A 17885-nucleotide genomic window follows, 5' to 3' on the forward strand; every position below is an offset into this window, starting at 1 on the left:
GAATCGCTCCTTCGTCGCATCTCCGCGGCGCCTGACCGGCGACCCGGCCGCGGACCGGCCACTTCGTGGCCGCCGCTCCCTAGGGGTCGCGGGCGCGGGGTTGGGAGGGCGGTCATGGCGGACCTGGGGTGCACGGTAAGGCTGGTGCGGTATTGCGGCCGCTTCTGGGGGGAGGGTGTGGCTGGGGGTGCGGTAGTGCGGCGGTCTTTGGATGGAGGCCGAGGGCTGGCGGTCGAGCTACCGGACGACACGCTGAAGACTCGGGAGGGGGGAGGTGGGGCAGACAGCCAAAAGGCCGGTAGCGGGAGTGCTACCGGCCTTTTTGGGGCTGCTCTGTGCCTACATGGTGGTGATCAGTTGGTGCGGACCGACAGACCGGGGTTGTCCGAGAGGACGACGGTCAGGGGCTGGGCGAACAGCTGGGGGGTGTCGCCGGTGATGGCGCCGATGATGTTCGGGATCTCGCAGATCGGGAAATCCGCGACCGAGGAGGCGCTGGAGATGCCGAGGGCCAGGCGGCCGGTGACGATGGCGCCGCCGGAGTCGCCGGGGAGGGCGCAGATGTTGGCCGAGAAGCTCTGGGTGAGCTGGCGGTCGCCGACCTGGACGGTCTGGTCGACACCGTTGATCACGCCGCAGCTGAAGCCGGTGCGGGCACCGGACTTGCAGACGGGGGCGCCGACCACGGGGGTGGCCACGCCGTCGACGGCGATGGGGGCCTGCCCGGGGATGCGGACCAGGTTGTTCTCGAAGCGGGCGCGCGCGTTGTCGTTGACGCGGATGATCGAGTAGTCCTGCTCGCCGAGCACCGACTTCTGGAAGGTGCCGAGCTGAGCGCCCGCCCGGTCGCCGTTGACCTCGTACACGGCGGCGGCGTTACCGGTGCCCGCCGACTCGATGTCGGGGTTGCAGTGGCCCGCCGAGATGTTGACGACGTTGCCCGAGCGGTCGGTGCCGTTGAAGCCGAGCGAGCAGCGCAGCGAGCTGCGGCCGATCACGGAGGCGTAGCCGTCGCCGCCTGCCAGGGCACCGTTGCCGTCACCGGCGACGGGGGTGGCGGTCAGGTCGACGCGCTCGCCGGCCACCGGCGGTGCGGTGACGATGACGCGGGAGGGGTCGATGAAGCTGGGCAGCGGGAGCCCGGCCTGCTGCACGCGGACGGCGATGGAGTTGTTCACGGTGTCGACGACGACACCACGCACCAGCGCGGAGATCTCCGGCGGTGCGGCGGCGAGCCAGTTCTCGAAGGCGGTCTTCTCGCCGCGCAGGGTGGACTCGCTCTTGGCGACGTTGCGGACCTCGAAACCGGCCGACTGGGCGGCTTCCCGGGCCTGGTCGGCGCCGGGGCCGTGCGACAGCGCGACGACGGCGTTGCCCTGGTCGCTCAGCCAGGAACCGGCGAAGACCTGCGGGAACTGACGCTGCGCGGTGGTGGAGAACGCGGCGACCTGCTGCGCGACATCGGCGCGGCGCAGGTATTCGTCAGGGGAGATCTTCAGATCCCGGGTGACCGCCTCGATGAGCTGGGCGGGCAGATCCGCGGGCGCGGGCTGCGCGTCGGCAACCGCCATCGTGGGGCCGAACAGCAGAAACGCCGCCGAAGCGGCGATTATCGATTTCCGAGCTCTTCTCGAGCTTCGCGCGGACGGGGTACGACCCATACGTGGCAGGAGCATGGTCCGAACTATATGGGCTCGAGCGACTTATGCCTACTCGGACCGGGCAAGAGATTTCGCTCACCCGGTCCGGTCGGTGATTTGTCCCCGCTCAGCCCGCGTTGGGCTTGGTGCGCACCATGATTCCGCTGCCGAGGCCGCCGCCCGATGTCGCCTCGATGTCGGCCAGGATGGGCCGGATCGGGACGCCGAGCGACGCGGTGCCGCCGTAGGGGGCGAGCTGGGTGTTGGCCTCGGTGCAGTTGGGCGCACCGGAGGCGTTCGAGCCGCTGGTGATGCCGAGGGCGAGCGTGCCGGACACGATGGCGCCGCCGCTGTCGCCGCCGAGGGTGCAGGCGGTGCTGGCGAAGCCGCGGATCGTCTTGCTGACGCCCGCCTCGGTGAACAGCTGGGTCTCGACGTGATCGGCCGAGACGAACCCGCAGGTGAAGGTGGAGGACTGGCCGGTCTTGCAGACCGGTGCGCCGGTGACGGGTTCGGCGGTGCCGGTGACCGTCAGGGTGGTGCCCTCGGCGCCGCGCACGCGAGGCTGGTCCATGCCCGCGTTCACCGCCCGCTCGTTGAGCTTGATCACCGAGTAGTCCAGCGAGGCGGGGCCGCCGAGCACCGCGCGGGCGAAGGTGCCGACTTCGGGACTGTTGGGGATGTCGCGCACGTTCGGGACGTAGACCGAGGCCGTGCCGCCGTTGTCGACGTTGGGGTTGCAGTGGCCCGCGGAGATATTGAGCGCGTTGCCCGCGGCGTCGGTGCTGTTGAACCCGAACGAGCAGACGTCGACTCCGCGCAGGTCGGCGTCGTGCAGGTCCTTGGTCGCGGTGATGTAGGTGTCGCCGCCCATCGGCTTGTACTCCACCGGACCGCCGCCGCCGGGCGAGAGCACCACCTTGATGGTGGCGATCAGGGTGGGCAGGTTGAGCATGTGGCCGGTGCCGGTGTTGGCCACGTTGAGTACGAGCTGGCTGTTGAGCGCGTCGATCGCGATCGAGCTGATCGGCGCGGAGATCGCGGGCGGCAGGCTCGCGACCCACCGACTCAGCTGCACCAGCGCGCCTTCCAGCCCTCCGGCCGAGATCGGCGCGAGATGGGTCTGGTAGCCGGCGGCGGTGACGAGCTTGCCCGCCTCGGCATCGGTGGTGGCGACGACGGCCTTGCCCTCGGGCGTGAGCCAGGCACCGGCGAAGGTGTCGGGGTTCGCGGCACGGAAGTCGGTCGCGTAGTCGCGCAACTGCTGGGCGCGCGCGGCACGATCGAGGTACTCGGTGGGGGTCATCCCGAGGTCACGCGACAGTGCCGTCACCAATTCGCCGGGTAACGCATCGGCCGAAAGTTGTAGTGGCGCAGCAGGTTCCGATGACGCGATGCCGGATCCGAGCAGGGGTGCGAGAAGAACAGTCGCGGCGAACCCGGCGGAGGCTGCCTTGACCGCGGCGCGACGCGCCACCAACTTGCGCATGAAATCCCTTCGTCGACAACCAGTGACCGAGAACACCGCCGGCGGCGATCATGTCGGTCAGCGCATCACTCTAGGGCACGCTCGCCCAGCTGGCGCGGTTACCGTCCGGCTGCTGGATTCAGCGCTGCCCCGGGATGGTCAGGGGCGCCGGGAGATAGCCGGGCGGGTAGGTCCCGAAGGGAGACCGGGGCCGGGTGGTGGTGGGGCTCGGTGTGGTCGTCGGCGGTGTGGTGGTCGGCTCCGGGGTGGTCGTCGGCGGCGCCTCGGTGGTCGTCGGCACCGGTTCGTCGGTCGTGGTGACCGGCGGGGGCGTGGTCGACTCGACGACCGGCGGCGGAGGCGGCGCGGGCGCCGAGGTCGGTGACAGCGTTTCCGGGCTGGCGTCGGAAATCGTCGGCGGTGGGACGGTTTCGGAATCGCGGATCAGGACCGAGACCGCGACCCCGCCGAGCAGCAGGCCGATGAGCGCGGCCGCGGCGATCAGCAGCGGGGTCTTGCTGCGCGCGGGTTCGCGGGCGGGCACCACCGCGGGCTCCGCGATCGGGGCGGGCGCGATCGGCGCCATCGCCTTCGTCGGCAGCGGCGAGACCGGCAGCGCCGCCGAGTACGCCTGCGCGGTCACCGAGGGCGGCGGCAGCGCGGGCATCACATCGGTGGCGACCATGGCGTTCTCGGTGACGATCGGGTCGGGCGGGGTCGAGCCGGCCGGGGTCGCCAGCACCGCGACCAGCGCGGCCTGGGCGGCGGCGTTGGCGAAGGTTTTGCCGGGATCGGCGCCGTCCGCGGGCTGGGGCAGCTCGTCCTCGCCGAGCAGGGCCACCGACTTCAAGCCCAGATAGTCCAAAGCCTCGCGCACGCCGCGCACGACCTCGGTCGACCAGGCCGCGGGATGGGTGGCGTAGAACTCGGCCGGGCCGCTGAGGTGCTCGGTGGTGAGATCGATCAGGCAGAACATCGCCGTCGCGAGGAGGTCTTCGGCGCGATATGCCTCGCCGCCGTCGACATCGACACCGGCCGGATCCCCGATCGCGCGCACGAAACCGGCGATCGAGTGGGCATGCCCGGTGGGAGCCGGTCCGCCGAGGGCGGCGTCACCGTCGTCGGACATGTGCAGAACCGAAGCACGCTCGATCACCTGAACCGTGCCGTCCTCGGTGACCACCGCGGCGATGCATTCGTCATCGGCGATACGCAGGCCGACCCCAGTGGCCATCGGCGGAACACCCCTCACTTCGGCGTCGACATCGTCCGCGCGAGTCACACCAGCAGTTGGCCGTGTCCCATCGCGCGCAGCATTGACAGTAATTCCGATCGTGAGCGCGCGCCTATTCGACGTCGGATCCGCGCGACGTGATGCTCTACGGTCTTCGCGGAAATGTACAGCCTCGCGCCGATCTCGCGATAGGTCAGACCGAGCAGGACCAGCTCGGCCACCTCGCGTTCGCGGTCGCTCAGCGCGCCGGACTCGCCGGTCAGCGGCACGGGACCGGCTGCGGGCGGCTGCGGTTGTGCGGTCGGTCGCAGCGGCTCGACCGGCTGGGCTTGCGTGCGCACCGAACGCGCGAGCTTGAGCAAGGCGGTGGCGGTGGTCGAGTCGCTCGCCGCGAGGGCGGCCTCGCTGGCCAGGCGGGCGGCATCCCAGGTGAGCCCGAGCTCGGCCAGTGCCGAGACCGCGGCCTCCACATCGGCCGCGGCGACCTGCCCGCGCAGCACGAGCACCCAGGTGCGCCCGGCATCGGCCAGCACGGTGGCCTGCCGGTCACCCGCTTCCGCCGCCGTCTTCAGCGCGTGGGCGTGGGGCAGCAGCGCCCGGGGCGACTCGTCGGCCAGCGCGGCCTGCACGCCGTACCAGTGGAAGGAATTGGTCCAGGCGGGTGCGCGGCCCACTTTGCGGACCAGCGCCCTGGCGGCATCGACGAGCGGTTCGATCCGGCGCGCGTCGCCCAGGCGGATGCCGGCCAGCCACAGTTCGCCGATCGGCAACAGGCTCAACAGGTCGGCTTCCAGCTCGTCGAACAGTGGGCAGGCCGCGTGCCACGCGCGAGCCAGGGCGGCGTGATCGCCGCCGCGACGGGCCAGTCCCACAGCCAGGGCATGGGCGAGGAGTTGATCGCGGGGCGCGAGGGCGGGGATGTCGATTTCGGCGAGGGTGCTCGCGGCACGGCGTTCGTCGCCGCCGAGCAGTGCGGTCCAGGCCGTCAGCACCGGAAGCTGCCGGCCACCGCCCATGCCCGCCGCCCGGCGCAGCGCGTCGCCGGCGCGACGGGGCTCGCCGCTGCCGAGGCACAGCAGCGTGGCGATCGAGACCGCGGAGCAGGGCAGATAGCGATCGTCGCCGGTGTCGGTGTTGCCCGCCTGGATCAGGGCCGAAATCGCCGCGGCCGTTCCGGTTCCGTGCGGGTCGAGCGATTCGTCGAGCGCGCCCGCGATCAGCCGAGCGCCCGCGTCGGCCTCGGTCGGCGGCCAGTGCTGTGCCGCTTCGGACATCCGCGCGGCGCCGGCCTGTTCACCGGCCAGGGTGAGGACTATCGCCGCGGGCGCCCAGTCGGCGCCGATCCGGTCGGGTCCGAGCCAGTTGTACAGTCCGGCCGCGCGACTCACCAGTCCTCGGCGGATGAGCACGCTCGCGCAGATGCGTACCGCGGCGACCAGGTCGGCGCGTGCGACGTTCTCGGCGGTCAGCAGCGGTTCGGCCAGGCGTAGCGCGGTGTCGGTATCACCCGCGTGCGCGGCGGCCTCGGCCCAGCGCAGCGCGATCGACTCCGCCGCCGCGCCCGCCGCGGCCGCCGCCGCGTAGCAGCGGGTCGCCTCGTCGGATTTCTCGGCTGTGCGGCAGAGGAACTCGGCGAGCCGGGCATCGACGACGCCGGACTCGGCCAGGATCAGCGCGGTGCGATCGCGGAGCAGACCCGCGTCGAGGCGCGCGGTGAGCAGCCTGCGCTGCACATCGACATAGCGGCGATCGCCGAGCAGCGTCCGCAGCGGACCGACGGCGGGCGCGAGGAGCAGGTCGGCATCGGTGACCAGGGCACCCGACCTGGCCCGGTCGATCAGGTCGTGGGCGGTGGCGGTGTCGACACCGAGCACCTCGGTGAGTTCTGTCGCGTCCAGCCCGGTTCCGGTCGCCGCGATGACCAGCGTTTCGAGCAACTCGGGTTCGACCGCTTCCAGCAGTGTCCGCGTCCAGACGGTGACGGCTTCGTCGACCGCTGCCTCGCAGGTCTCCAGCGACGCGGCGTGGGCGCCCTTCAACGCCGCGACGACACCGCCGGGGATGCCCGCCGTCAGCTGATGGATACGCGCCGCGAGCGGCTGGGACACAGCCACGCCGAGTTCCCTGGCGAACGAGGTGATGTGCGCGCTTCCCAGCGCTCGCAGATCCACCGTGCGGCCGTTGCGCGCCACCGCGTCGGCCAGCGCGCGCAGCTGGGGATCGTGTGGCCGAGGCTGGGTGGTCAGCACGACCGAGCGTTGCCCGGTTTCGATGGCCTCGCAGAGCGCGCGAAGCTCGGCGTCGCTGTAGCTGTGGACATTGTCGGCGACGAGCACTGCCCGGTCGGGAACCCCGTTCTCGACATCGTCGGCGGCGGATTCGACCACCGGTATGCCGCGGCGACGCAGGCGTGCGCGAACGGCGTCGAGCAGGAACGTTTTTCCGGTCCCGGCTCGGCCACGGATCAAGAGCAGCACTGTCTGCTGGTCGGCGTTGTCGAGATCGCGGAAAACGGAGCGGGCATTCGGGAAGGTGTCGTGGGCGATCTCAGCCACCATTTCCTCCGAGGACCTTGCCGGGCAGTTGCGTACCCGATTCGAGGGTTTCGCCGACCGCGCCGCCCACGTCGTCGAGCAGGCCGCCGGGGTCGACCTTGACAGTGGGGACCTGCGGCCGGGTCGGTGCGGGCGCCGGAGCCGGGGCGGGTGCGGGTGCCGGCGCGGGGGCAGGCGCCGGCGCCGGGGCGGGCGCCGGGGACTGCCCTGCGGGCGGCGCCTGGGCCGGTTGCTGCTCGGCGGGGCCTGGCTGGCCCGCGGCCGCCGGTGTTCCGTCGGCGGGTGCTCCACCGGTGGGTGTTCCGGCGGGTGCCGGAGTTCCCGCCGCGGGCGTGCCGCCAGGTGCTCCGGCGTCGGTCGTGCCGACCGGGATCGCACCCGATGGCGCTGTTGTACCGACCGCGCCCGGCTTGGCCGGGTCGGTGACCACGGAGTTCGTGGCATTCGCCGTCCCGGCCGCGCCGCCGGCGCCGGTCGCCGCGGGGGCGCCGGGGACCGAAGGGCCGACGGTGGTCTCGGCGGGGCCGGTGGGTGAGAACTGGGTGGCGCCACCGAGGGCGAGGGTGCCGGTGGCGAGCGCGGCCATGGTCAAGGCCGCCGCCGCGACGATCGCCGAGCGTTTGGCCGTGAACATCTTGGTCCGTACCGGCTCGGACGGTGGCAGCGCGAGTCCCTCGACGGCCGGTGCCGCCGCAGCCGCTGCCGGTGCTACCGGCACCACCGGGATGGCCTCGGTGGGCACGCTGATCGCGGCGACGTCGAGGGCGATCTCGGCCGCGCCGCGTGCCGTGCAGGTCGCCGGGTCGGCGCAGGCGATCACCGGCAGGCCGAATTCGGTGGAGATCAGCTCGGCGACCAGCGGAATCGCGCCACCGGCACCGGTGAGCAGCACCCGGCCGACATCGCCGAGGGTGAGTTCGGCGCGGCGCACCGCGTCCTGGAGCAGGCTCATCGAGTCGAGCAGGATCGGGCGCAGCAGATCTTCGAGTTCGCCCCGGGTCAACCGGACCTGTTCGGTGTGGATCGAGGGGTTGAGCATGCCGACCGGAATCGCCGTGGCGGTAATTCTGGAGAGTTCTTCTTTCGCAATTCCGCAGCGCTCTCGCAATGCCGACAATTCTTCTTCGACAACGGGATCGAATGGATCGATGTCGTTTCCGTTCAGAACATTTGCCAGCACGTAGCGCATGGTCAGTAGATCGAATTCGGAACCGGCGATCGCGGTGCTGTGCACCGGGGTGCCGAGCAGTCCGGCCTGCTCGCCGGTGCGCAGGACCGACACGGTCGAGCCGCTCGCGCCGAGGTCGTACACGACCAGCGCGCCGTCTTCGAGCTGTCCGTACTCGATCTCGTATCGGCGCACCGCGGCCAGCGGCTCGGGCACCAGCGTCACTTCGGGCAGGCCGGCGCGTGCGAGCGCGGACCTGGCGGCCTCGACGGTGTGCTCCGGCCACCATGCCGGGTAGCACGCGACGGTGGTAGGCACATCGGTGGCGACACCGGAGAGTTCGGCGATCAGCGCACGGGTCGCGGCAGCGACCAAATCGGCTGCGTCGTGGGCGGAACCGTCCTCTGCCAGCAGATCCACCGGATCGCCGACCCTGGACACGTAGTCGTCGACGACAACTCCGCGATGGTGGCGCGCGGTGTCGGCGAAGCTCACCGATCCGTCGGCGCCGAGCATCAGTGCGCTGCGATGGGTGAGAACGGTGGCACCGGTCCCGTCGGCTGTCGTGGCCGCGGCGGCCGAATTCGCCGCTCCGACAGTGATGCCGAGCGCCAGACGCTCTGTCATTGGACAACCCCGTTCGCAGGACTTCCGGTGGGCCGGTAAACGCTTGATGTACAGCGAGATCGCCGATGGCAGCGTCCCACTCGATCTGTCGGTTGCTAGGGGACAGCTGTTACCTGCGATGGGGCAAGTACGGGGAAATTCCCCTAATCGGTGGTCGGCCCCTAATGGGGCACGCCCGGCGGGACTAGGTATTCGCCCCGTTACCTGTAACGACGGGCCCGCCTAGCGTGAAAGACATTCCAACGACAAACAGATCGGGCATCACCGCCCATGATCTGGAGGAGCTGATCTCGATGACACCGAACGCGATTCTGGAGTTCATCCTCAATCTGCTGCGCGACCCCGAGGCCGCCGCCGGTTACTGCGCCAACCCGTGCCTCGCGCTGGCTGAGGCAGGCCTCGTGGTGACCCCGGAGGACATTTCCGCCGTCGCCCCGATGGTGGCGGAATCCGCGCTGGTCAGCGGCGGCTCCCAGTTGCAGGCGATCGTAGCCGCGGGCGCCGCGGCGAGCACGAGCGCGGCCCTGGCAGGCACGGCCACCGCTGCCGCCGCCGTCACGGCGGCCGCGGCGGCCGATGCCGAACTCGACCTCGGTCTCGACGTCGGCCTCGGCGCTGTGGCCTCGGTAGTCGCCGACGCCGCCGCCCAGGTAGGCGCCGGCCTCGATGTGGCACTCGACGCCGTCACCGGCGCGAACGTCGATGTGAACGCCGGCCTCGGCGCCGACCTGGCCGCCGGTGTGACCGGTGCCCTCGGCGCGGGCCTCGGCCTGAACGGCGCGATCGACAGCGCCCTCGACCTCGGTGCGAACCTCGGTGGTGCTGTGAATGGTGCACTGGGTGTTGGTGGTGATTTGGCCGCTGGTCTCGGTGGTGCTGTGAACGGTGCGCTGGGTGTTGGTGGTGACTTGGCTGCTGGTCTCGGTGGTGCGGTCGACGTGGGTGGCGATCTTGCCGCCGGTCTTGGTGGCGCACTGAATGGTGCGCTGGGTGTTGGTGGTGACTTGGCTGCTGGTCTCGGTGGTGCGGTCGACGTGGGTGGCGATCTTGCCGCCGGTCTCGGTGGTGCGCTGAATGGCGCGGCTGGAGTCGGTGGCGCGCTGGGGGGTGCGGCCGGTGTCGGCGCGGATCTCGGTGCGGGTCTCGACACCACGCTGACCGGTGGAATCGGCACCGGTCTCGACGGTGCCCTGTCGGGTGCGGTCGGCGCGGGAACGGACCTGGCCGCTGGTCTCGGCGGCAGCCTGGCCGGGACGGTCGGCGCGGGCGCTGGTCTCGGTGAGGCGCTCACGGGCGTGGTCGGGGCGGGGGCCGAACTCGAGACCGGGCTGGATGCTGCGCTGGGCGGCGCGGCCGGTGCGGGTGTGGGTCTGGGCGGTGTGCTCACGGGTGCGGCAGGCGCGGGCGCGGATCTTGCCGCTGGTCTCGACGGTGCGGTGGGTACCGGAGTCGGTCTCGGTGGCGAGCTGACCGGCGCGGCCGGTGCCGGTCTCGGTGGCGCGTTGTCGAGTGCGGTCGGTGCGGGCGCCGGTCTCGACGGGGCGTTGGCCGTGGGTGGCGATATCGCCGCCGACTTGGATGGCGCGGTCGATGTCGCCGCTGGTCTCGGCGGTGGCCTCGATGCCGGTCTGAGCGGTGCGACCACGGCCGCGGGAGGTCTCGGGGCCGGCGTCGGCGCTGTCGCCAACGCGGGCGCGCAGGCTGCCGGTGGGCTCGGCGCCGCAGCCAACGTGGGGGCGCAGGCCGCCGGCGGGCTGGGCGCGGTCGCCACCACGTCGGCGATCACTGGTCTCGACGGTGTGGTCGGCGCGGGCGCGGACCTGGGCACCGGTCTCGAAACCGGGTTGGGTGGCGCAGTGTCGGCGGGTACGGATCTGACCGGTGGCTTCACGGGTGGGGCGGGGACCGGGTTCGGTGTCGACGAACTACTCACCGGCGGCGGCACCGGACAGATCACGACCGGAGTGGAATCAGCGCTGTCCACCACGTCGGGTATCGGGCTGAGCACCGGTCTCGAGACCGCGACGACTGCCGGCGCCGACGTGACCGGTTCTCTCGCCTCGGGTGCGCAGGCAGGAGTGAACGGCGCCGTCGGGTCCGGTGTCGATCTGGCCGGTGGCGCCCAAGCGGGCCTGACCGGTGTCGCCGGCGCGGGCGCTGGGCTCGCGGGTTCCGCAGTCGGCGGCGCCCAGACCGGGTTGACCGGTGCCGTGGAGACCGGCCTGACAGGATCCGCGACCGGCGGCGCCGAAACGGGAACCGGCCTCGAGACCGGCCTCGGCGGCCTCGGCGATGCGGGACTGTCGGGCGCGATCACCGGCGGCACCCAGGTGACCGGCGGCTTCACCTCCGCCGTCGACGGCGCGGCGCAGGGCGGCACCGCCGCGGCCGGCGGCCTCTCCGGTCAGACCACGTCGACCTCGACCACCCAGATCGACACTTCCGGCACCGCCGGTGCGACGACGCAGGGCGCGGTCACCACCGCGGCCGACACCTGGTCCGGCGTCGACGTATCGAGTGCGTTCGGTTCGGGCCTGCACGGTTCCGGCCTCGGTGGTGGCGAGGCGTCGCTGTTCGGTGAATCGAGCACCGTCGCCGACACCGGTGCCGACGTGCACACCGACGGACTGTTCCACTGAGCGAAACGGGCGAAGGGATGACAGTTCTCGCACAGAACGTGGTGCCGCTGACGACGGTGTTGGCCGACACCGTCGCGGCGGCCCACGCCGCGGGCCGTGACGACCTGGTCGGACGTCTGGAGAAGGTGGCCGTGCGGGTGCGCGACCCGCGGCACCGGATCGTCGTCACCGGTCAGCTCGGTCAGGGCAAGAGCAGGTTCGTGAACGCACTGCTCGGGCTGGATGTGTGCCGGGTCGGCGACGACGCGACCACCGTGTTGCCCCTGCAGCTGTCCTACGGCGCGCAGCAGCGGGCGTATCTGGTGCTCACCGCGCCGGGTACCGACGAATCGCGGGTCGAGATCCCGTTCGACGAGATCGGCGCCGTCGATACCCGCACCCCACTGGCACAGGGCAGACAGGTCGTGCGGATCGAAGCCGAGCTGCCCAGTCAGCTGCTGGCCGACGGCATCGTCCTGATCGATACCCCCGGTGTCGGCGGCCACGGAAGTGCTTGCGCCGCGGGCGTGCTCAGCCTGGCGGCGGCCGCCGACGCCGTACTCGTGCTCTCCGATGCCTCCACCGAGCTCACCGAACCCGAACTCACGTTCGTCCGGCAGATCCGCGAAATGTGTCCCGCGGTCGCCGTTCTGCTCACCAAGACCGACCTCTACCCACACTGGCGGCAGGTGCTGGAGGCCGACCGGGCCCATCTGACGCGCGCGGAAGCCGATGTCGCCCTGATCCCGGTATCGGCGCTGCTGCGTGCGCACGCCCTGCGCTTGCAGGACGCGCAGCTGGGCCTGGAGTCCGGTTTCGGCGTGCTGTTCGGTTTCCTACGCGATCGGGTCGTCGCCCGTGATCAGGCGGTCACGCGGCAGGCGGTGGCTCGTGAATTACATTCGGCGGCGGAGCATCTGGCGCTGGCGCTGGGCAGCGAGCTGGTCGCGCTGCGCGATCCGGCCGGTGGCGCGGCGGCGGTCAACGAATTGCAGTCGGCGCGTGCGGCCGCCGAGGAGTTGCAGCGGCGCACCGCGAGCTGGCAGCAGACCCTCACCGACGGCATCACCGACCTCGTCGGCGATGTGGATCACGACCTGCGCGACCGGCTGCGCGGTATCGCCCGTACGGGCCAGGAGTGGATCGACGAGAACGACCCGGGCAGGCATTGGGGCGCGATCACGGAATGGCTGACCGGCTCCGTCGACACCGCCCTCGGCGACAATCTCCTGCTGACCCACCGCCGAGCCGAGCTGCTCGCCGAACGGATCGCGGGCCATTTCGCCGAGGTCGGCGCGGTCGATCTGCCGGAGGTGCACTCCGGGATGGACGATGAGAGCGGCCTGGCCAGTTCGGGTTCCCTGGCCGATCTCGAGCCGGATATCGGCTTCACGAGCAAGGTTCTGGTCGGTATGCGCGGCTCCTACGGCGGCGTGCTGATGATCGGGCTCGCCACGACCTTCGCCGGCCTGGCGATGCTGAACCCGATCTCGCTCGGCGCGGGCCTGATCGTGGGCGGCAAGGCCTATCGCGACGACAAGTCCGCCCGGCTGGCGCGACGCCGCGTCGAGGCCAACGGTGAGGTGCGCCGATTCCTCGACGACGTGGCGTTCCAGGCGGCCAAGGACACCAAGGACCGGCTGCACCGCATCCACCGTGCGCTGCGCGACCACTTCGCCGGGGTGGCCGAGCGCAGCCTGCGGTCGATCGACGCTTCCCTGCGGGCCGCACAGGAGGCGGCGGCGATGGCTGCCACACACCGCGCCGAGCGCACCGTCGTGCTGGAACGCCAGCTGCACGCGGTGGCCGAGCTGCGCCGCTACGCGGAATCGATGCAGATCGAACTGAGACGGGCCGACGGTACGGTATCTGGGTGACCCACCGTTTCGACACCGCCGCGCCCGGCGACCGGACCACACCGAGGATCCTGGCCGAAGCGCACGAGCTGATCGGCGCGGCGGCGCGGGCGTTCGGGCGCGACGAGTACGCGCGCACGCTGCTGGCCGAATGCGAATACCGCTTGCGTGAGCCGCTGCGGGTGGCGCTGGCCGGTTCGATCAAGGCGGGCAAGTCGACGTTGCTGAACGCGCTGGTCGGCCAGGCCGTCGCCCCGACCGACGCCACCGAGTGCACCCGCGTCGTCACCTGGTACCGCGACGCCGCAACCCCCACGGTCACCGCGCACGCGGTGGACGGATCGCGCGCGAATGTGATCGTGCGACGCGGCAGTGGCGCGCACGGACTGACCTTCGACCTGAACGGTCTGAGCTGGGATGCGCGCGGTCCCCGTGCGGTGGACCATCTCGAGGTCGGGTGGCCGTCGGCCGCGTTGTCGCAGACCACGATCATCGACACCCCTGGCACGTCGTCGCTGTCGCGTGAGGTGTCGCTGCGCACCGCACGGCTGCTCACTCCCGCCGATGTCGAGGACGATGCGCGAGCCGCGCCGCTGTCGGTGTCCGGCGCCGACGCCGTCGTCTACCTGTTGCGCCGTCTCGATGCCGCCGACGTGCGCTTTCTCGAGCAGATCGGTGCGGGCGCCGGTGGTGCGGGGCCGCTCGGTGTGATCGGGGTGGTGTCGCGCGCCGACGAGATCGGCTCCGGTCGCATCGACGCGCTGCATTCGGCCCGCGATGTCGCCGCCCGGTTCGCGGACGAGCTGGAGCGAACCGGCCTGTGCCAGTCGGTGATTCCGGTGGCGGGGCTGCTCGCTTTCGCCGCGGCGACCCTGCGACAGCCGGAGTTCGCGGCGTTCGAGGCGCTGTCCACAGTGCCCGCGGAGGACCTCGGGATCGCGTTGCTCTCGGCGGACCGATTCGCTCGCGCCGACATCACGCTGCCGGTCGCCCCGGAACTGCGCGCGCAGCTCGTTGATCGTTTCGGCCTGTTCGGTATTCGCATGGCCACCATGCTGATTCGGCTCGGTGCCCGCGATTCTTCCGCGCTGGCAGCGGAATTGGCGGCTCGCAGCGGCATCGAAGAACTGCGTTCGGTGTTGGAGGTCCAATTCGGCCAGCGCGCTGAGGAATTGAAGGCCCATTCGGCGCTGAGCACGCTGGACCGGATCCTGGCCGCCTACCCCGGTACCGAAGCCGATCGCCTGCGGCCCCGCGTGCGTGCTCGGCTCGCCGATGTGCACGGTTTCACCGAACTCCGACTGCTCGGGCGCCTGCGTACCGACGAATTGCCGTTGCCGCCACCGGTACTCGCCGACCTGTACCGCATGCTCGGCGGCGCGGGCGTGGCGGCGCATCTACGCCTCGGACTGCCCGCGGAATCCGACCCGGATTCCCTGCGTGCCACGGCTTTCGCCGCCGTCCGTACCTGGCGGGCCCGCGCGGCCCATCCTCTCGCCGACCGATCGACCGCCACCGCCTGCCGAGCCGCGGCCCGCAGCGCTGAGGGAATACTGGCTGAACTCCCTCCGCCGCGGACCGCCTAGCCGGTCAGATGAAGTAAGCGGTCCCCGAGGAACTTCCGGTCCCGTACCCCAGGCTCTTCGCGAACTCCCGAACCGCGATCAATGCGTGCCCCACCGGCCCCGGATCGCTGCACGACCCCCCGACCGACGAGAACGTGCATCCGTCATCGGCAACGGCAACGCCGCTGTCGGCCACGGCGCTCCCGGCGGACGCGACCATCCCGCCTCCGGCCAGGGCGGCGATCACGGCCACTCCGCCGAACGCCCGTTTCCACTGAACCTTGCCCATCGATGCACGCATACTTCCGAAACTAGTGTCCGACAGGATTGTTCGCACCCCTATCGTTGCCCCGAATAATCAGGGCAACGATCAGGCGGGAGGCCGATCACTCACCCAGGGCCGGCACAACCTCCTCCGCGAGGTACTGCTCGATCCCGCGCCCGGCCCGCTCCGCCTGGATCACGGTGGCGCCGTGCTCTTGGGCCGCGGCCGTCAACTCCTTCCGGGACTCGGCTTCGACTCCACCTCCGATCACCAGCAGGCGAACTCGTTCACGCTCGAGGATCGCGAGCGCCTCCTCGTCGGTGGTCGACCCGAGGACGCGGTATCCGAGCCCGCCCACATAGCCGAGCGCGGTATCGACAACTTCGCGCCCGCGCCCGACGGTCAGCAGATCAACGGTGTACATGTGCTTCCACCCTTCGTGTTTCATACTGTGACGATTTCCGGATCATCATCGAGTACGCGCTGTTCCAGCTTGGCCTCCTTCGGCAGTGCGAAGAATCCGAGACACACCACCAGTAGCATCCCGGCGCCGTAGAACAGCGTGTACCGGAACGTCTCAGCGAAGTTCACCGCGTTGGCCTCGGTCCCTGCCTCGGCGAGTACGCGCGAAACCGCCGAGTCGCCACCAGAATTCGACTGACAACTAGCGGGTGTCACGGCCGGATCATCCTCCGCCGACCGATCGTGCACGCATGCCGCGAACCCGGCCAGGATCTGATCCTGGACCTGTATCGGCATTCCCTCGAGCGCCAGCTCGGCCCGGATCTCGGGCGTCACGGCGGCCACTCCGAGATCGGAATCCCGGTCGAGCGCGGTGAAGAACAGCACGCCGACCAACGCGACGCCCAGCGCGGTCCCCAACTGCTGCCCCGTGTTCAGCAGCCCGGAAGCCGACCCCGCCTCCCGTACCGGCACCTGCCCGAGCAGCAGGTCCAGCGTCGGCGCCACCACCATCCCGAACCCCGCACCGGTGATCACCAGCGGCAGCGCCATCTGCCAGGAAGTGAACTCGCTCCCGTATCGCACACCCATCGCGCCGTAGAGCGCGAACCCCGTCGCATTCACCAGCGCCCCGACCATCAACACCCGCCGCCCGTACCTTGCGGCCAGCACGCCGACCGAAAGACCGGCTCCCACACCGGCACCCACCGCGAACAGTGCCGAGGTGAGCCCGGCCCGCAACGGCGACCACCCGAGTCCGCCCTGCATGAACAACGTCCACACCAGGAAGAACCCACCCATGGCGATCCAGAAGAGCAACCAGGTCCCCAGCCCGATCGCGAACGGCCGCGACCGGAACAGCCCGAGATCGACCAGCGGCGAACGTCCCTTCCGTGCTAGGCCGCGCTCGTAGAACAGGAACCCGGCGAACACCGCGAGAGCCACACCCATCATCACGAAAGTCCATGCGGGCCAGTCGAGTCGACGTCCCTCGGTCAACGGGTAGACCAGCAGCAGTACAGCGGATACCGCCAGTGCCATCCCGACCGGGTCCAGCCGGGGCGGTCTGGCCGACTTCGAATCGCTCATCACGAACCACGCCGCGATGAACCCCGCGATGCCGACCGGAATGTTCACCAGGAAGATCGGCCGCCAGGCCAACCCGAACAGGTCGGCCTGCACCAGCACTCCGCCTAGCGCGAGACCGACCGCTGAGGCCGACCCGCCGACACCGCTGTAGACGGCAATCGCTTTGGCCCGCTCCTCTTTCGGGAAGGTCGTCTGAATGATGGCCAGGATCTGGGGCACCATCAGCGCTCCCATCGCACCCTGCGCGAAGCGGGAGCCGATGAGCACGGTGGGATCGGTGGCCAGCCCGCACGCCGCCGAGGCGATCGTGAAACCGGCCATGCCGGTGAGGAACACGCGTTTGCGACCGTAGATGTCGCCGAGCCGTCCGCCGGTGATCAGCACCGCGGCGAAGGCGAGAACGTAAGCGGCGATGATCCATTCGAGCTGCGAGTACTCGGCGTGCAGGTCGTTCCGGATGCTCGGTACGGCCACATTGACGATGGTCACGTCGAGTAGATCCATGAAGCCGGCGGCCAGCACCACCGCGAACGCGATCCAGCGCCGCGGATCCGGGGCGGGGGGAGTGGGGGAGGTAGTCACGAGAGTCTCTCTTCGAGTAGGGGACCTCTCAAACTATGCACCTCGAGTGATTATCAATCAATAGGGCAATCATGAATGGTGCGTTAATCGGCGTATCGTAGGGGTGTGACCGACCCGACGCAGCTGTCGACCCACGCCGGATTCCTCCTCGGCCAACTGGGCTTCCATACGGCCTATCGCTTCAGCGATCTACTGGCGCCGCTGGGCATCAAGCCCCGCCACTTCGGCATGCTGAAACTCCTGAGCGCCCACGACGGCCGCACTCAGCAGGAGCTCGGCGAGGCGTTGGAGATCCACCGCAATGTCATGGTCGGCCTGGTGGACGACCTGGAGAAACGCAACCTCGTGGAACGCCGCCGCCACCCCAGCGATCGGCGCGCGCACGCCCTCCACCTCCTGCCCGCCGCCCATGCTCTCCTAGCCGAAGCCGAGCAGCGGGTAGCCGAGCTGGACGCTGAACTCCTGTCTCCCCTGCCTCCCGAAGACCGCGCGGTCTTCCTTGATCTCCTGCGCCGCACCGCCGAGGGCAACGGCCTTCGCCCCGGCATCCATCCCGGCCTCACCCGATAGCCCGCCGATGGTCTCCGGACCGTCACGATCGCGCATCAGGGGCTGCAGTTGAGCGCACCCGTGGCAAGAATGGCTCGGGGGTCGGGAAATTTTTTCGGGTGGCGGGAATGAATCGCCGCAGCTACTGGTTGTGCTGATCAACAACATGAGCGGACCTGACTCAACTTCGGGTTGACTCACGGTGGA

General features: G+C 70.4%; 12 protein-coding genes. 4 read left to right on the forward strand and 8 right to left on the reverse strand.

The window, feature by feature from the left end; genetic code table 11:
• Positions 1–353 precede the first annotated feature (353 nt).
• The 5 genes from ACWF99_RS21115 to ACWF99_RS21135 form a co-directional block, all read right to left on the reverse strand.
• A complete protein-coding gene (locus ACWF99_RS21115) occupies positions 354–1676 on the reverse strand; it encodes a S1 family peptidase (RefSeq protein WP_378655950.1) in 1323 nt (440 codons plus the stop codon).
• 91 nt (positions 1677–1767) lie between these two features.
• On the reverse strand, positions 1768–3129 hold the full coding sequence (locus ACWF99_RS21120) for a S1 family peptidase (RefSeq protein WP_378655947.1): 1362 nt from the start codon (positions 3127–3129) through the stop codon (positions 1768–1770).
• Between the two features lie 118 nt (positions 3130–3247).
• Positions 3248–4342 (reverse strand): hypothetical protein, encoded by a 1095-nt coding sequence (locus ACWF99_RS21125; RefSeq protein WP_378633497.1) that lies wholly within the window; start codon positions 4340–4342, stop codon positions 3248–3250.
• A gap of 44 nt (positions 4343–4386) precedes the next feature.
• Positions 4387–6897: a LuxR C-terminal-related transcriptional regulator gene (locus tag ACWF99_RS21130; protein ID WP_452537181.1), complete on the reverse strand. Its 2511-nt coding sequence runs from the start codon at positions 6895–6897 to the stop codon at positions 4387–4389.
• Positions 6890–8692: an Hsp70 family protein gene (locus tag ACWF99_RS21135; protein ID WP_452537182.1), complete on the reverse strand. Its 1803-nt coding sequence runs from the start codon at positions 8690–8692 to the stop codon at positions 6890–6892. Before ACWF99_RS21135 ends, ACWF99_RS21130 begins: the two co-directional genes overlap by 8 nt.
• Before the next feature lie 293 nt (positions 8693–8985).
• Here ACWF99_RS21135 and ACWF99_RS21140 point away from each other — a divergent pair, with 293 nt between their 5' ends.
• From ACWF99_RS21140 to ACWF99_RS21150, 3 genes are read left to right on the forward strand one after another with little or no spacing between them, the layout of a single operon-like run.
• On the forward strand, positions 8986–11331 hold the full coding sequence (locus ACWF99_RS21140) for an IniB N-terminal domain-containing protein (protein WP_452537183.1): 2346 nt from the start codon (positions 8986–8988) through the stop codon (positions 11329–11331).
• Positions 11332–11348: 17 nt separating this feature from the next.
• Positions 11349–13187, forward strand: coding sequence for a dynamin family protein (locus ACWF99_RS21145; RefSeq protein WP_452537184.1), 1839 nt, complete (start codon positions 11349–11351; stop codon positions 13185–13187).
• The gene (locus tag ACWF99_RS21150) at positions 13184–14752 is read left to right on the forward strand and encodes a dynamin family protein (protein WP_452537185.1); all 1569 of its coding nucleotides are present in this window, start codon (positions 13184–13186) and stop codon (positions 14750–14752) included. The genes ACWF99_RS21145 and ACWF99_RS21150 overlap by 4 nt, the downstream gene beginning before the upstream one ends.
• Before the next feature lie 4 nt (positions 14753–14756).
• Here ACWF99_RS21150 and ACWF99_RS21155 read toward each other — a convergent pair whose 3' ends face one another.
• The 3 genes from ACWF99_RS21155 to ACWF99_RS21165 form a co-directional block, all read right to left on the reverse strand.
• Positions 14757–15032: a hypothetical protein gene (locus ACWF99_RS21155; RefSeq protein WP_378633511.1), complete on the reverse strand. Its 276-nt coding sequence runs from the start codon at positions 15030–15032 to the stop codon at positions 14757–14759.
• A gap of 85 nt (positions 15033–15117) precedes the next feature.
• Positions 15118–15444 (reverse strand): hypothetical protein, encoded by a 327-nt coding sequence (locus tag ACWF99_RS21160; protein WP_452537186.1) that lies wholly within the window; start codon positions 15442–15444, stop codon positions 15118–15120.
• Entirely contained in the window at positions 15441–17129 is a 1689-nt protein-coding gene (locus tag ACWF99_RS21165; RefSeq protein ID WP_452537187.1) for an MFS transporter, read from the reverse strand. The genes ACWF99_RS21160 and ACWF99_RS21165 overlap by 4 nt, the downstream gene beginning before the upstream one ends.
• A 105-nt stretch (positions 17130–17234) precedes the next feature.
• Between ACWF99_RS21165 and ACWF99_RS21170 the strand changes: the two genes are divergently transcribed.
• Positions 17235–17699 (forward strand): MarR family winged helix-turn-helix transcriptional regulator, encoded by a 465-nt coding sequence (locus ACWF99_RS21170; protein WP_378633519.1) that lies wholly within the window; start codon positions 17235–17237, stop codon positions 17697–17699.
• Positions 17700–17885 lie beyond the last annotated feature (186 nt).

It is taken from the genome of Nocardia sp. NPDC055002 (assembly GCF_053608825.1).

Coding starts and splice junctions, on each gene's coding strand:
- ACWF99_RS21115 (WP_378655950.1), bottom strand. CDS start 1,676: ATGCTCCTGCCACGTATGGGTCGTACCCCGTCCGCGCGAAGCTCGAGA.
- ACWF99_RS21120 (WP_378655947.1), bottom strand. CDS start 3,129: ATGCGCAAGTTGGTGGCGCGTCGCGCCGCGGTCAAGGCAGCCTCCGCC.
- ACWF99_RS21135 (WP_452537182.1), bottom strand. CDS start 8,692: ATGACAGAGCGTCTGGCGCTCGGCATCACTGTCGGAGCGGCGAATTCG.
- ACWF99_RS21145 (WP_452537184.1), top strand. CDS start 11,349: ATGACAGTTCTCGCACAGAACGTGGTGCCGCTGACGACGGTGTTGGCC.
- ACWF99_RS21140 (WP_452537183.1), top strand. CDS start 8,986: ATGACACCGAACGCGATTCTGGAGTTCATCCTCAATCTGCTGCGCGAC.
- ACWF99_RS21160 (WP_452537186.1), bottom strand. CDS start 15,444: ATGAAACACGAAGGGTGGAAGCACATGTACACCGTTGATCTGCTGACC.
- ACWF99_RS21155 (WP_378633511.1), bottom strand. CDS start 15,032: ATGCGTGCATCGATGGGCAAGGTTCAGTGGAAACGGGCGTTCGGCGGA.
- ACWF99_RS21125 (WP_378633497.1), bottom strand. CDS start 4,342: ATGGCCACTGGGGTCGGCCTGCGTATCGCCGATGACGAATGCATCGCC.